General features: G+C 69.5%; 12 protein-coding genes and 1 tRNA gene. 2 read left to right on the top strand and 11 right to left on the bottom strand.

The window, feature by feature from the left end:
- Positions 1-771: IS66 family transposase (gene tnpC, locus C8P66_RS08990; protein ID WP_111397921.1), on the top strand; the 771-nt coding region annotated here is incomplete at its 5' end.
- A 46-nt stretch (positions 772-817) separates the two neighbouring features.
- Entirely contained in the window at positions 818-1,642 is an 825-nt protein-coding gene (locus tag C8P66_RS08995) for a DUF429 domain-containing protein (RefSeq protein WP_111397922.1), read from the top strand.
- 103 nt (positions 1,643-1,745) lie between these two features.
- Here the strand turns inward: C8P66_RS08995 and C8P66_RS09000 are convergent.
- From C8P66_RS09000 to C8P66_RS09050, 11 genes are all read right to left on the bottom strand, one after another.
- Positions 1,746-1,822, bottom strand: a tRNA-Arg gene (locus C8P66_RS09000).
- Between the two features lie 45 nt (positions 1,823-1,867).
- A complete protein-coding gene (locus C8P66_RS09005) occupies positions 1,868-2,644 on the bottom strand; it encodes a heme ABC transporter ATP-binding protein (protein WP_111397923.1) in 777 nt (258 codons plus the stop codon).
- Positions 2,641-3,669 carry a FecCD family ABC transporter permease gene (locus C8P66_RS09010; RefSeq protein WP_245903352.1) on the bottom strand — a complete coding sequence of 343 codons (1,029 nt, stop codon included), beginning with the start codon at positions 3,667-3,669 and terminating at the stop codon, positions 2,641-2,643. Before C8P66_RS09010 ends, C8P66_RS09005 begins: the two co-directional genes overlap by 4 nt.
- Positions 3,666-4,538 carry a heme/hemin ABC transporter substrate-binding protein gene (locus C8P66_RS09015; protein WP_111397924.1) on the bottom strand — a complete coding sequence of 291 codons (873 nt, stop codon included), beginning with the start codon at positions 4,536-4,538 and terminating at the stop codon, positions 3,666-3,668. Before C8P66_RS09015 ends, C8P66_RS09010 begins: the two co-directional genes overlap by 4 nt.
- On the bottom strand, positions 4,535-5,554 hold the full coding sequence (locus C8P66_RS09020; RefSeq protein WP_111397925.1) for a hemin-degrading factor: 1,020 nt from the start codon (positions 5,552-5,554) through the stop codon (positions 4,535-4,537). The genes C8P66_RS09015 and C8P66_RS09020 overlap by 4 nt, the downstream gene beginning before the upstream one ends.
- A 17-nt stretch (positions 5,555-5,571) precedes the next feature.
- Positions 5,572-6,675, bottom strand: coding sequence for an energy transducer TonB (locus tag C8P66_RS09025; RefSeq protein WP_158537173.1), 1,104 nt, complete (start codon positions 6,673-6,675; stop codon positions 5,572-5,574).
- A 23-nt stretch (positions 6,676-6,698) separates the two neighbouring features.
- Positions 6,699-8,891, bottom strand: coding sequence for a TonB-dependent hemoglobin/transferrin/lactoferrin family receptor (locus tag C8P66_RS09030; RefSeq protein ID WP_111397927.1), 2,193 nt, complete (start codon positions 8,889-8,891; stop codon positions 6,699-6,701).
- 67 nt (positions 8,892-8,958) lie between these two features.
- Positions 8,959-9,150, bottom strand: a complete 192-nt coding sequence (gene hemP / locus C8P66_RS09035) for a hemin uptake protein HemP (RefSeq protein ID WP_111397928.1) — start codon at positions 9,148-9,150, stop codon at positions 8,959-8,961.
- Positions 9,151-9,240: 90 nt separating this feature from the next.
- A complete protein-coding gene (locus C8P66_RS09040) occupies positions 9,241-10,746 on the bottom strand; it encodes a tripartite tricarboxylate transporter permease (RefSeq protein WP_245903355.1) in 1,506 nt (501 codons plus the stop codon).
- Entirely contained in the window at positions 10,743-11,237 is a 495-nt protein-coding gene (locus tag C8P66_RS09045; RefSeq protein WP_158537174.1) for a tripartite tricarboxylate transporter TctB family protein, read from the bottom strand. Before C8P66_RS09045 ends, C8P66_RS09040 begins: the two co-directional genes overlap by 4 nt.
- The gene (locus C8P66_RS09050) at positions 11,234-12,241 is read right to left on the bottom strand and encodes a tripartite tricarboxylate transporter substrate binding protein (RefSeq protein ID WP_111397931.1); all 1,008 of its coding nucleotides are present in this window, start codon (positions 12,239-12,241) and stop codon (positions 11,234-11,236) included. The genes C8P66_RS09045 and C8P66_RS09050 overlap by 4 nt, the downstream gene beginning before the upstream one ends.
- Positions 12,242-12,258: the final 17 nt, after the last annotated feature.

A 12,258-nucleotide genomic window follows, 5' to 3' on the forward strand; every position in this document is an offset into this window, starting at 1 on the left:
ACGAAGACGGGCTATGCCTGGGCGATCGCGCGCGATGACCGGAGCTGGGGCGGCAGCGACCCGCCTGCGGTGGTGTTCCGCTACGCGCCGGGCCGCGGGAAGGAGCACGCGAAGAAACTGCTCGGCGACTATGCTGGGCTGCTGCAGTGCGATGGCTACGCCGGGTACAAGAGCCTGTCCTGCGGCGAAGCCAATGGACCGACACTGGCATTCTGCTGGGCGCATGTCCGACGCCAGTTCTACGATCTGGCCAAGAGCGGCGCGGCGCCGATTGCGACCGAGGCGTTGCGGCGGATCGCGGAACTCTATGCCATCGAGGCGCAGCTGCGCGGCAAATCGCCCGAGGTCCGCCGCGCGGCGCGTCAGGCCAAGAGCAAGCCGCTGGTCACGGCGTTGTTCACCTGGTTCGAGATGCAGCTTGCGCGCCTGCCGGGACGCGCGCCGACGGCGGAGAAGATCCGCTACGCGCTGAACCATCGCGAGGGCCTCGAGCGGTTCCTCGGCGACGGCCGGCTCGACATGGACACCAACGTGGTGGAGCGGGCCATCCGTCCGGTCTGCCTCAGCCGGAAGAACGCGCTGTTCGCCTCGGGCGATGACGGCGGCGAGCGCTGGGCCTGGATCGCCTCGCTGGTGGAGACGTGCAAGTTGAACGGCGTCGATTCGCAGCGCTACTTCACCGACGTGCTGACGCGCCTGGTGAATGGCTGGCTCGAGAGCCGCATCGACGAGCTCATGCCCTGGCACTGGGCGCCCGCGAAAAACAGCTGAGCGTCAAGCCGCAGCGACAAGGGCCCGGAACCACCGCTTACCAACCATGGACATTTACATCGGCTTTGATTCCGCGTGGACGGATAATCTGAAAGCTCCCGGAGCCATCTGCGCCGTCGGCATCGAGAACGGGCATCCCGCACGTTTCCATGCCCCGCAACTGGTATCCTTCGACCAGGCACTCACTTTCATCCAGAAAGTTCGCTCCGACAGCGGCGCCACGCTTGTCGCGCTGGACCAGCCGACGGTGGTTCCTAATTTGACCAGCATGCGGCCGGTAGAACGTGTGGCCGCTTCCCTCGTTAGCTGGCTTGGCGGGGGTGTACAGCCCTCCAATCGCGGAAGGGAGGGCATGTTCTGTAACGCTTCGCCAATCTGGCGTTTTCTGATGGCGCTGAGCGCTGAGGAGCGCCCTGAGCAGGCTCGGTTAGCACCCGACGGCCTCTATTTGATGGAGGTCTTTCCGGCTCTCGCGCTGGCGTCATTGGGCGACGGATTCTTCGGGCGGCTGAGTGCGCCCAAATACAATCCGGATCGCAGGAAGACCTTTCGCTTGGCCGACTGGGTCCGTGTGGCGGAAAGCGCTGCGCAACAGGCTCACCTGCTGGGTTGCGAGGAATTGGCGGAATGGTGCCGCGTTGCCGGAAAAACTGCCCGGCCGCAGAAGGTGCATCAGGATAAGTTGGACTCTGCGTTATGCGTGTTAATCGCACTCCATTGGCGGCTACGGCCTCGTGAAGCGTCTTTGCTCCTCGGCGACTTGGCTACCGGATACATGGTTCTGCCAGCGAGCCCGGAGGTGCGCGGATATCTGACCAAGCCGGCTCGAAAATTTTCGGTGGCGATAGACGGAGTAGTTCCGCCCTCGTGACCCCGCCCTCAATTCGCTGATCGATGCAATGTTGTCCGCAGCGTAAGCAGCTCAATCGCGGCGGCAGCCGTCATCGGATAGCGCCGCGCGCTCCAGCGTAAGGTGGCGGACCCGAAAGGATTCGAACCTTCGGCCTCTGCCTTCGGAGGGCAGCGCTCTATCCAGCTGAGCTACGGGTCCCGCGTCCTGTCCTCTAGCCCAGGCGCGCTCGCGACGAAAGCCCCATCACGCCGCGAAGTCCGGTGCCAGCAAGCCACCGGCCGCCCGGAACCGCACCCCGTAGAGCACGCCCAGCCGTTCCGCCGACAGCATATCCCCGGGCCGCCCCTCCGCTTCCAGCCGTCCCTCCCGCAGCAACGCCACACGATCGGCCACAAAACCCGCCTGATTGAGGTCGTGCAGCACCACCAGCACCATCGCCCCGCGCTCGCGGGCCAGCGCGCGCAGACACCGTAGCAAGGCTGCCGCATGGCCGGGGTCGAGGCTGGCCGTGGGCTCATCCAGAAATAGCGCGACCGGCGCCGGCGCGCCCTCGATCTGCGCCAGGGCCCGGGCCAGCTGGATGCGCTGCTGCTCGCCGCCGGACAGCGTATCGTAATGGCGGTGCCAAAGCGCCTCCGGCACCCCGGCCCGGGCCAATGCGGCGGCCACCAGCCCCGCCTGGCGCGCAGGCGCCCCCTGCGGCGTGCCGTGCCATGGCAGGCGGCCAAGCGCCACGATCTCAGCGGCCGTCATGGGAAAGGCGATGCGCGCCTGCTGGCTGACCACCGCCCGCCCTCGCGCCAGCGCCAAAGGCGTGCAGGCCCCAAGGCTCCGCCCGGCCCAGGTGACCGCCCCCGCATTGGGGGTCAGTTCGCCCGTCATCACCCGCAGCAGGGTTGATTTCCCGGCGCCATTGGGGCCGACCAGCGCCACCACCTCCCCCGGCCGCACGGCCAGGGAGACGGCATCCAGCAACTGCCGCCCGCCGCGCCGCAAGGTGATGTCATGGGCCGCGATCATGCGATGTGCCGCCGCAGCATCCACAGGAAGAAGGGCGCGCCGAGCAGCGCGGTGACGATGCCGATCGGCACCTCGGCCGGGGCCGCCAGGCTGCGGGCCGCCAGATCCGCCGCCACCAGCAGCGCGCCGCCCAGGCTCGCCGCCACCGGCAGCACCAGCCGGTGATCGGACCCGCCAACCGCCAGCCGCACCAGATGGGGCACCACCAGCCCGATGAAGCCGATCAACCCGGTGAAGGCCACCCCCGCCGAAACCGCGATCGCCGCCAGCGCCACCGCCACCCGTTTGACCCGCTCGACGCGGATGCCGAGGTGGAAGGCCTCGGCCTCGCCCAGCACCAGCGCATTCAGCGGGCGTGCCAATGCCAGCAACCCCAGCACCGGCAGCCCGACCAGCACCAGCGCCACCGGCACCTGCGCCCAGCGCGCCCCGGCCAGGCTGCCGAAGGTCCAGAAGGTGATGTCGCGCACCTGGCGGTCATCCGCCATGAAGATCAGCAGCCCCGTCAGCGCGGCACAAAGCGCATTCACCGCCACGCCCGCCAGCAGCAGCGTGCCCACAGCCGTCGCCCCACCCCGCCGCGCCAGCCGCGCGATCGCCAGCGTCGCGCCGAGCCCGCCGATGAAGGCCGCGACCGGCAGCAGCCAGAGCCCCATCATCCCGGCCGCGGCCCCCACCAGCGGCCCCGCCAGGACGATCGCGCCCACCGCCGCCAAGGCGGCGCCGGCGGAAACGCCGATCAACCCAGGATCGGCCAAGGGATTGCGAAACAACCCCTGCATGGCCGTGCCGGCCGCCGCCAGCCCAGCCCCGACCAGCGCGCCGAGGACCACGCGAGGCCCGCGAATGACGCCGAGCACCACGGCATCACGGCGAAACTCGGCCGGCAGAGGGGCCAGGCCCAGAGCATCCGCCAGAACCGCCCAGAACCCGGCCGGCGAGACCCGCGCCGGACCCAGCAGCAGCGCCATCAGCATCACCCAGGCCAGCACCAACAGGGCCAGCACCGGCAGCCATCGTTTCAAGCGCGAAGCCACGGCCGCTCCGGCAGGGTGGGAAGCGCCAGCCCCGGGTGCAGCATCGCCGCGAGATCGCGCCGCGCATGGGCCGCGCGTGGCCCGAAGCCGAGCGCGTAGGACCCATCCACCACCACCAGCCGCCCCGCCATGCCGGCCGGCGTCACCGCCAAGGCCGGCGCCCGCAAGACCTCGGCGACGCCCCCGGCTTCCTCGACCACATGGGCCATCATCACGATCACCTCCGGCGCCGCGGCAATGGCCGCCTCGGCCGAGAGCGGCCGGTAGCCGCTGAAGCCCGCGGCGATGTTCCGCGCCCCGGCCGCCATCAGCATCGCATCCGCATGCGTCGCGCGTCCCGCCACCAGCGGCGCCCCCCGCGCGACCGAGAGCACGAACAGGGCGGCAACGGGCGGCACTTCAGCCATGCCATCCAGCGCCGCCCAATCCGCGGCCACGGCCTCCGCCAGCGGCGTTCCATTGACCCCGAGCCCAGCGGCGACGGCGTGGATCTTGCGGGACAGGGCTGCGCCCCCGGCGCCGTCGGGGATCATCGCCAGCGGCAGCCCGGCCTCGCGCAGCACCTGGATCACGCCGGGGGGGCCCGCCTCATCGGAGACCAGCAGCAGGTTGGGCGACAGGGCGATGAGGCCTTCGGGCGGCAGCGCCCGCAGATACCCGATACGGGGCAGGACCGCCGCCGCCGCTGGGAAGCCGCTGGTGGTATCCACCGCCACAACGCCCGGCCCGGCACCCAGTGCGAAGGTGATCTCGGTAACGGCGCTGCCGATCGCGACAATCCGCCGCCCCTCGGCACGCAGGCCGGCCGCGTGCAGCAGCAGCGGCGCGGCCAGCAGGCTGCGGCGGGCGATCGTCATGCCGGCAACAGCGCGTGCTCGCCCGCCACCGCATCGACGATCGCGCGCCAGCCGGTCAACTCCGCCTGGCCCGGCTTCCGCGCGCCGAAGAACTGCCCGATCACCGATCCGGCCGTGTCCAGCAGCTCGATGCTGGTCACCGGCCCGTCATCGGTCGGCTTCACCACGCGCCAGGCTTCGGCGATGCCGGTTTCGCGCAGATGCAGGTTGAACGCCGGGTCCAGCACATTGAACCAACCACCGGGCGAGGGCCGCAGCCGCTGCACCGGACCGGTATGGATCTGGATCGCGCTGCGATTGCCGACGAAGATCATCACCGGCAGCCCAACCCCGGCCGCGGCCCGCAAGGCGGCGCTGGCGGCATCCGGCGCGAGCCGAAGCGCCAGATCATCCCCCCCGAGCGCCAGCGCCTGGCGCCGCGTCGCCTTATGGCGCCGCAGGAGCGTTACGAAATCATGGGTGTCGCGCAGGGCGCGCCAGTCGTCCCGCAGGGCCGTGGCATCGACCAGCCCTTCTTCCGCCGGCGGTATCAGGCTCGGCACCGTTTCGGGGGGGGCCGCGATGACGGGCATGGCGAATTCGGCGACCAGCGCCGCCCAGGCGTCGCGGTCGGTGGCCTCGACCGCGAAGATCTTGTGCACCGCCTCGCCGTCGCGATCGAAGATCTGGATGGAGGGCCGCTCCCCGCCCAGCGCGAAGCCGTAGGCCCAGCGGCCGGGGAAGAGCCGCAGGTCGATATCCGGCCCCAGCACCAGGATGTGCCCCGGTCCGGAGCTGACATCGATGAACCGGCCATGACGCTCATGCACCGCGTGATCGTTGCGGGTCAGCGCCATGATCTGCCCGACGCGCGGCATGGCCCCGATCAGCGCCGCCCAGTCCGGCCGCAGCGAGATCGCGCCGGGGTCGAGGGCGACCAGCGCCGCCTCGGTGGTGCCGAGCCGGGCTGCGGCATCGCGGATGCGCAGCTTGGGCTCGGCATTTCTCAGTTCGGCATGGCGTTCGTTGAGGGTCATGGCAGGCTCCTTGGCGGTCAGCGCAGACGGAAATGGACGGGGACTTCGACCCAGGCCTCGATGCGGCGGTTGTCCTGGGCGGCCGGCTCGAAGGCCCAGCGCCGCACGGCGGCCAGGGCGGCGGCATCCAGCAGCGCATGGCCGGAGGAACGCCAGACCAGGGTCTCCCTGGTATCGCCGTCGGGGGCGACCAGGGCGCGGATGATGACGACGCCGATCTGGTTCAGCTCGACGGAGCGCTGCGGATACTGCGGCGGCGCCGGCGGGCGACGGAAGCGGGGGTTGGTGTTGACCGGCGCCGATGCGGGCGCCGCGGGGGCGGCCTCCGCGGCGGGAGGTGCTGCCGGGGCCGTCGCCATGGTGGCGACCCGCGCGGGTGCTGCATGGGCAGGGCGCGGAGCAGGCGCCGCTGCCCGCCGGGGCGCGGGCGCTGCCTCGGCCTGTGCCAGCTCGGCGGGCGGCGGCGGGGGCGGCATCGGCAAGGGTTCGGCGGGCGGCGGCGCGGCCTCGGCCATGAGGGGCGCCGGCATCGGCTCGGCCTGCATCGGCTCGGCCGGCAGCGGCGGCGGCGCGATGGCCATCGGCGGCGCCGGGGCCGGGTCGGGCTGGCTCGCCACCGGGGGGGGCGGTGGCGCCAGCGGTGCGATCGGCGCCAGCGGCAATGGCGCCGCCTCGGCCTGCATCGGGACAGGCATAGGCGGCGGCGCGGGGGGCGCGATGCCGGGCGGAGCGGCGGGGACCGCCATCGACGGCGAGGGCGGCACCGCCAGGGCAAGCGGCGCCGGAGGCGGCGGCTCCGGGTTTGAGAGGGGCCGTTCGGCCGGCGCGGGGGCCGCCGGAAGCTCCGGGATCGCGGGCATGGGCGGCGCCGGAACCTCTTTCGGCCACGGATCGGCAAGGCCCGCCGGCACCGCCAGCGCCATGGGATCGGGCGCTGCCGGTGCGGGCACGAACTCCACCGCCATTTCCCGCATCGCGCCCGGGTCACGATCCTGTTGACCCCATGGCAAGGCGACGGCAACCAGCACGCCGACGTGCAGCACCGCCGAAAGCACCGGGGCCGCCCGGAATCGCCGTGCCTGACCCTGGCGGCGCGATGGCACCGCCTGGGGATCGGACATCAGCGAAAAGGCGGCCGTGGCACTCACCAGCGATAGGTCACATTGACCGCCGCATAGCGGCCGGGCTGCGCGTAAAGGTCGCGCTGCTGGCTGTTCGCGGCGAGGCCGATCACATCCTGCGAATTGAAGTATTTCGCGTCGGTGACGTTGAACAGCCCGGCATTGACCGTCAGGTTCGGCCCGTAATCATAGGACACGGCAAGGTCCAGCACCGTGTAGCTCGGCGCATGGAAGGCGGTGTCGCTGCTGGTGCGGTTGTTCCGCAGCGAGTGGGTGACGTTCGCTTCGGCGCGGACGCCGCTTTCATGCTGCCAGGCGACGCCGCCGACAAAGCGCCAGGGATCGACGCTGTCGATCGGCAGCTTGGTGTCATTGTCCTCGCCATGGGCATAGGCGGTGCTGGCGCGCAGCGACCACTGCGGGGTCATGCGGTATTCGCCCCGCGCCTCGGCGCCATAGATCGTGACCGAGGAGAGGTTGCGGTACTGGTATTGCGTCAGCCCGCCGGCGTTGCCGACCACCGCCGTCTCGATGAAGTCGGAATAGTGGTTGTAGAAGCCGGCGACCTGGAAGTTGCTTCCGCCCGCGGTGCGTCCGCGCAGGCCGATCTCGACGCCGTCGCTGGTTTCGGGCTGCAAATCGCCCGAGGGCAGGATCTCATAGCCAAAGACGCGATTGGTGAAGCCGAAGTTCACATTGTCATAGGCGGGCGCACGAAAGCCGTGGGCGTATTGGCCGTAGAGCGAGAACACCTCATCCAGCCGCAGCACCGCGCCGAGCTTGGGCGAGAGCGCCAGCTCGTCCATGTTCTGCACCTGCTGCGCGGCGGCGGATTGCGCCGAACGGCTGAAGGCCGCGTCCACATCGGGGCGGAGATTGTAGTAGTCCAGCCGCAGGCCCGGGGTGATGGTCAGGCGCCCGGCCGTCATCTCATCCTGCAGGTAAAGCCCGCCCTGCACCGTCGCCGTATCCGGGAAATTCTTGTTCGGATAGGTTTCGCCGGAGATGGTCCGGGTGGTGACCCCGGTGTCGAGGTTGGTCTCGGTGCGGTCGCGGGGGCGGGTGCTGGTGGTGCGCTCGACGGTGACGCCATAGGTCAGCCGGTGCTCGAAGCCGCCGCCCGTGAGGCGGTTGCCGAATTGCACCTCGCCGCCGACGATCTCCTGCTCGAACTCGAAGTCCGAGACACGCAGCCGCGTCGGAACCAGCGGCCCGGTGGTGTTGGTGCTGCGCGTCTGCACGGTGTTTTCGGTGCGGTCGAGGCGGGTGTACCAGGCGCGTGCCTCCAGCCGGTCGAAGATGCCGATCGGAGATTCGCGCGTGTAATCGACGGTGAAGCGCCCGCGCTGGGTGCGGTCATCGCCCTGGCTGTCGAGCACCGCAGCGCCACGGGTCGCGGTGCGTTCGCTGCGGATGTCGGTGTCGGTATCGCGCTGGAAGAACTCGCCGGTCAGGCGCAGCGCATCGGCCTCACGGCCATGGATGACGATGCGGCCCAGCACGTTGTTGACGGTGTAATCCTGCGGATTGGCGCTGAGGTTGCCATTGGGCCGCACCTCATGCCCGTCCCGCCGGGTATAGAGCAGCATCGCGTCGATGTTGTCGGCACGCATGGCGCCGGTGAGCGTCTCGGTGAAGCTGTTGTCGGCGCCATTGTAGCCGAAGCGCGTGCTGAAATAGGTGTTGCTGTCGCGCCCGGCCAGATAGTCGGCCGGATCCTTCAGGATATAGGCGACCACCCCGCCGATGGCATCCGAGCCATACAGGGCCGAGGCCGGGCCGCGCACGATCTCGATCCGCCGCACCGATTCCAGATCGACGAAGTCGCGCGTGTAGGTGCCGGCGCCTACGTTCGAACCTGGGAAATCCGGCAGGCGCACGCCATCGACCTGCACCCGCACACGATTGTCGCCGATGCCGCGGATGGTGAAGTTGGTGCCGCCGGCACGGGCCGGCTGGTTGCCGAAGGAAACCCCCGGCTCATAGCGGATCGCATCCTGCGGCCGCACGGCGTTCTGGCGGTCGAGTTGGTCGGCGGTGATGACGCTGACCGTCGCCGGCACGGCATCGATCGATTGCTCGCCGCGCGTCGCGGTCACCGCGACCGGGGCCAGGACGGTCGCATCCGGGGCGGTTTGTGCCCCGGCCAATGGTGCAGATAGCACCAGACAGGTCGTGGCGAGCAGCAGTCGCCGCAGGGAAGGCGCGTAGGCCATGCCGGTTCTCTTCTCGATCGGAAGGGGCCTGGCTGGCGACGTGCTGGCTTGGCGAAAGGGGTGGGGATTACTTGGTCAGGATCAGCTTGTTGCTGCTGGTCAGGCGGAGACGGTAATCCTCGTCACGATGGCGGATAACGATCTCTCGTTGCTCGCCAAACAGGTCGGAGCTTCGGACCACCCGCAATGGGGCACCGGCGGTGCTGCTCGCCTGAGATGAGTCGTTACGCGTCGATTCGGCCTCGGTCGGCACGTGCATCCCCTGATCCTGCCGGTCATCGGATACACGGCATGACACTCAGTTGCAAGTGACTCGCAATAGCGTTTTCGGCATGGCCGTTTCCGGGCGTCAGGCCGGCTTGCGGCGGAGCATCCCCCTCAGGCGCCCGGGCAGCCCCGGCACGGCATAGAGCGTGGCAAGAAGCGTCAGGGCGAACAGGAACGCGCTGATCGGGCGGGTGAAGAAGGGCGAGATATCCCCCCCCGACAGCACCAGCCCACGCAGCAGGTTCTTGTCCAGCAGCTCGCCCAGCACGACGCCCAGCACCAGCGGCGCCATGGGGAACTTCAGCTCCCGCAGGATAAAGCCGACCAGCCCCGCGCCCAGCATCACATAGACGTCGAACAGCCGGGAGGTGATCGCATAGGCCCCGATGGTGCACAGCACGAAGACGATTGGCATCAGCCGCGACCGCGGGATCAGCAGCACCCAGAGCAGCGGCCGCACGAGGATCAACCCGTAGATCAGCTTCACCATATCGGCGATGATCAGCATGGCGACGATCTGATAGATGAACTCGGGCGTGCTGATCGCGAGCATCGGCCCCGGGTTCAGCCCATGGATCATCATCGCGGCCATCAGCACGGCGGCCGGCGCCGATCCCGGCACGCCCAGGGTCAGCACGGGGATGATGGCGCCGGGCACACAGGCGCTTTCGCCGGTCTCGGCGGCCATCAGCCCCTCGACGCTGCCCTTGCCGAACAAATGGCGCTCCTTGCTCGTCCGCTTGGCGGCGGCATAGGAGGTCCAGGCGGCGATATCCTCGCCGAGGCCGGGCATGGCGCCAATAAAGGTGCCGAGCCCGCCGGAGCGAAGAATGGTGCGCCAGTATTTCGTCACATCGCTGATGCGCGGGATGACGCTGTCGATCTTGGAGGAGACCGCCTGCACCGTCGCGCCGCGCATCGCGCCCATCACCTCGGACACGCCGAACACGCCGACGAGCACCGGCAGCAGCCCCAGCCCGCCCGCCAGATCGGAATTGCCGAAGGCGAAGCGGGCATAGGCGTGGTTGCTCTCCTGCCCGACGGTCGCGACGAAAAGCCCGATGAACCCGGCCAGATAGCCCTTCAGCGAATCGCCGCCCGAAAGCGAACCGGCGATGATGATCCCGAACAGCGCCACCCAGAACATCTCATAGGAGCCGAAGGACAGCGCGAAATCGCCGAGCGTGGGCGCGAAGATCGCGAGCATCAGCGTGCCGAACAGCGTCCCCAGCCAGGAGCCGAGCGTCGAGATGCCCATCGCCCGCCCGGCCTGCCCCTGCATCGCAAGCGGGTAGCCATCGAGCGTGCTGGCCGCGCTGGCCGGCGTGCCGGGGATGTTCAGCAGGATGGCGCTGCGCGAGCCGCCATAGATCGCGCCGACATAGACGCAGACCAGCACCAGCATCGCGACCTGCGGCCCCATGCTGAAGGTCAGCGTCGTGAGCAAGGCGACGCCCATGGTCGCGGTCAGCCCCGGCAGGGCACCGACCACGATGCCGAGCAAGGTCGCCCAAAGCGCATGGAAGATCGCGCCGCCGCCCAGCACATAGGAAAAGCCGCCGGCCAGCATGGTAAAGGGATCGTTCACGGCAGGCGCACCAGGAAAATCCGTTCAAAGACATAGGTGACGGCGCCGCCGGTGAGCAGGCCAAGCACCGCGGCCTCGGCCAATCGGCGGACCCGGCGCCCGGCGGAGGCGCGCCATTCGAAGCAGGCGGTGAAGGAAAACACAAAAAGCGCGGCGGCGAGCCAGAAGGGCAGGCGCCCGATCAGCCCGACCGCATAGATCAGCCCGAGCGCCGCAGTCAGCGCGACGCTGCCCACATCCGTGGCCGGTGCCCCCTTCGTCCCCGCCTGGCGCAGCGAGCGCAGCCCGAGCAGGCCCGCGAGGAGGACGATCATCGCGCCGTGGAACCCGGGCACGATGCCGGGGGCCGTCAGCCCTGTGCCCGATTGCACGACGAACCGGGGCATGCCCCAGGATTCGACGATGATCGCGATGCCCAGGGCCAGCAGCACAGCCGCCGTCGCCAGATCCGCTCGCGCCGAAACCGGCGCGTCATCGGCGCCGGAGCTCAAAGCCGGGCGATGCCCAGCGTGTCGGGGCTCACCCGTGCCTTGCCGCCATCGAAGTAGAGCCAGGCGGTCTGACGCACCATCTTCCAGGCCTCGTTGTAGGCGCGCTCACCGGAGAGCGGCGCGAAGAGCGCGGCGCGGCTGTCGGAGTAATCCTTCAGCCGCTGGCTGGTCGCGATCTTCTCGGCCCAGACCGAGTTCATCGTGTCGGTCACCATTTGCGGCACACCCTTGGGCGACCAGATGCCGAAGTAGTTCAGCGGCGCCGGCACATTCGGTATCCAGCGCAGGATCGAGGGGATCTCGCCGAAGCCGCGCAGGGTCACGGGCTGCTCGCTCTGCACCGCCAGCGGGACCAGACGGCGGGCGCGGATCATCTCGGCCGCCTCCACCAGCAGCACCGCGCTGACCTGGGTTTCACCCGCGACCGCGGCCACCGTGGCCGGCGCGCCGCCATCATAGGTGGCGTGGCGATAGCTGATGCCGCTCGCCTGACGGATCGCCTCCATCATATTGTGCCCGGCCGAGGAAATCCCCGCGGTGCCGACACTGACATTGTCTCCACGTGCCTTCAGCGCATCGAGGAACTGGCCGAAATCCTTGAACCCCGAGGCTTGGCTGGCCACCACGATGTTCACGTTCGCCACCGCGAAATACAGGTTCCAATCGGCCAGCGCGGTGTCGAGCAGGCCGAGAACCTTGTAGCAGCCCACATCGACGGCGGCGCCGGCGGCCCAGGTCAGACCATCCTTCGGGGCTTCCAGGGCATTCTTCGTGCCGATGGAGCCGGAGGCGCCGGGCTGGTTCACCACGACGAATCGCGCGCCGAGCGCGCCCTCCAGCTCGGCGGCAACCAGACGTGCCATCTGGTCGGTCGAGCCACCGGCGGCCCAGGGCACCACGATCGTGACCGGCCGATCCGGGCGCCAGACGGTACCTTGTGCGCGGACGAGCGGCGGGGCCGCGAGAGTGGCTGCCGTAGAGGCCAGGAGATGGCGACGAAGCATGCGGAAGTCTCCTTCGA

This window comes from Humitalea rosea (assembly GCF_003253705.1).
GTDB lineage: Bacteria > Pseudomonadota > Alphaproteobacteria > Acetobacterales > Acetobacteraceae > Humitalea > Humitalea rosea.

Bases quoted from the DNA above. Each gene is read 5' to 3' on its own strand.
- C8P66_RS08995 (WP_111397922.1), top strand. From the start codon at position 818: ATGGACATTTACATCGGCTTTGATTCCGCGTGGACGGATAATCTGAAA.
- C8P66_RS09005 (WP_111397923.1), bottom strand. From the start codon at position 2,644: ATGATCGCGGCCCATGACATCACCTTGCGGCGCGGCGGGCGGCAGTTG.
- C8P66_RS09015 (WP_111397924.1), bottom strand. From the start codon at position 4,538: ATGACGATCGCCCGCCGCAGCCTGCTGGCCGCGCCGCTGCTGCTGCAC.
- C8P66_RS09020 (WP_111397925.1), bottom strand. From the start codon at position 5,554: ATGACCCTCAACGAACGCCATGCCGAACTGAGAAATGCCGAGCCCAAG.
- C8P66_RS09025 (WP_158537173.1), bottom strand. From the start codon at position 6,675: ATGTCCGATCCCCAGGCGGTGCCATCGCGCCGCCAGGGTCAGGCACGG.
- C8P66_RS09030 (WP_111397927.1), bottom strand. From the start codon at position 8,891: ATGGCCTACGCGCCTTCCCTGCGGCGACTGCTGCTCGCCACGACCTGT.
- hemP (WP_111397928.1), bottom strand. From the start codon at position 9,150: ATGCACGTGCCGACCGAGGCCGAATCGACGCGTAACGACTCATCTCAG.
- C8P66_RS09050 (WP_111397931.1), bottom strand. From the start codon at position 12,241: ATGCTTCGTCGCCATCTCCTGGCCTCTACGGCAGCCACTCTCGCGGCC.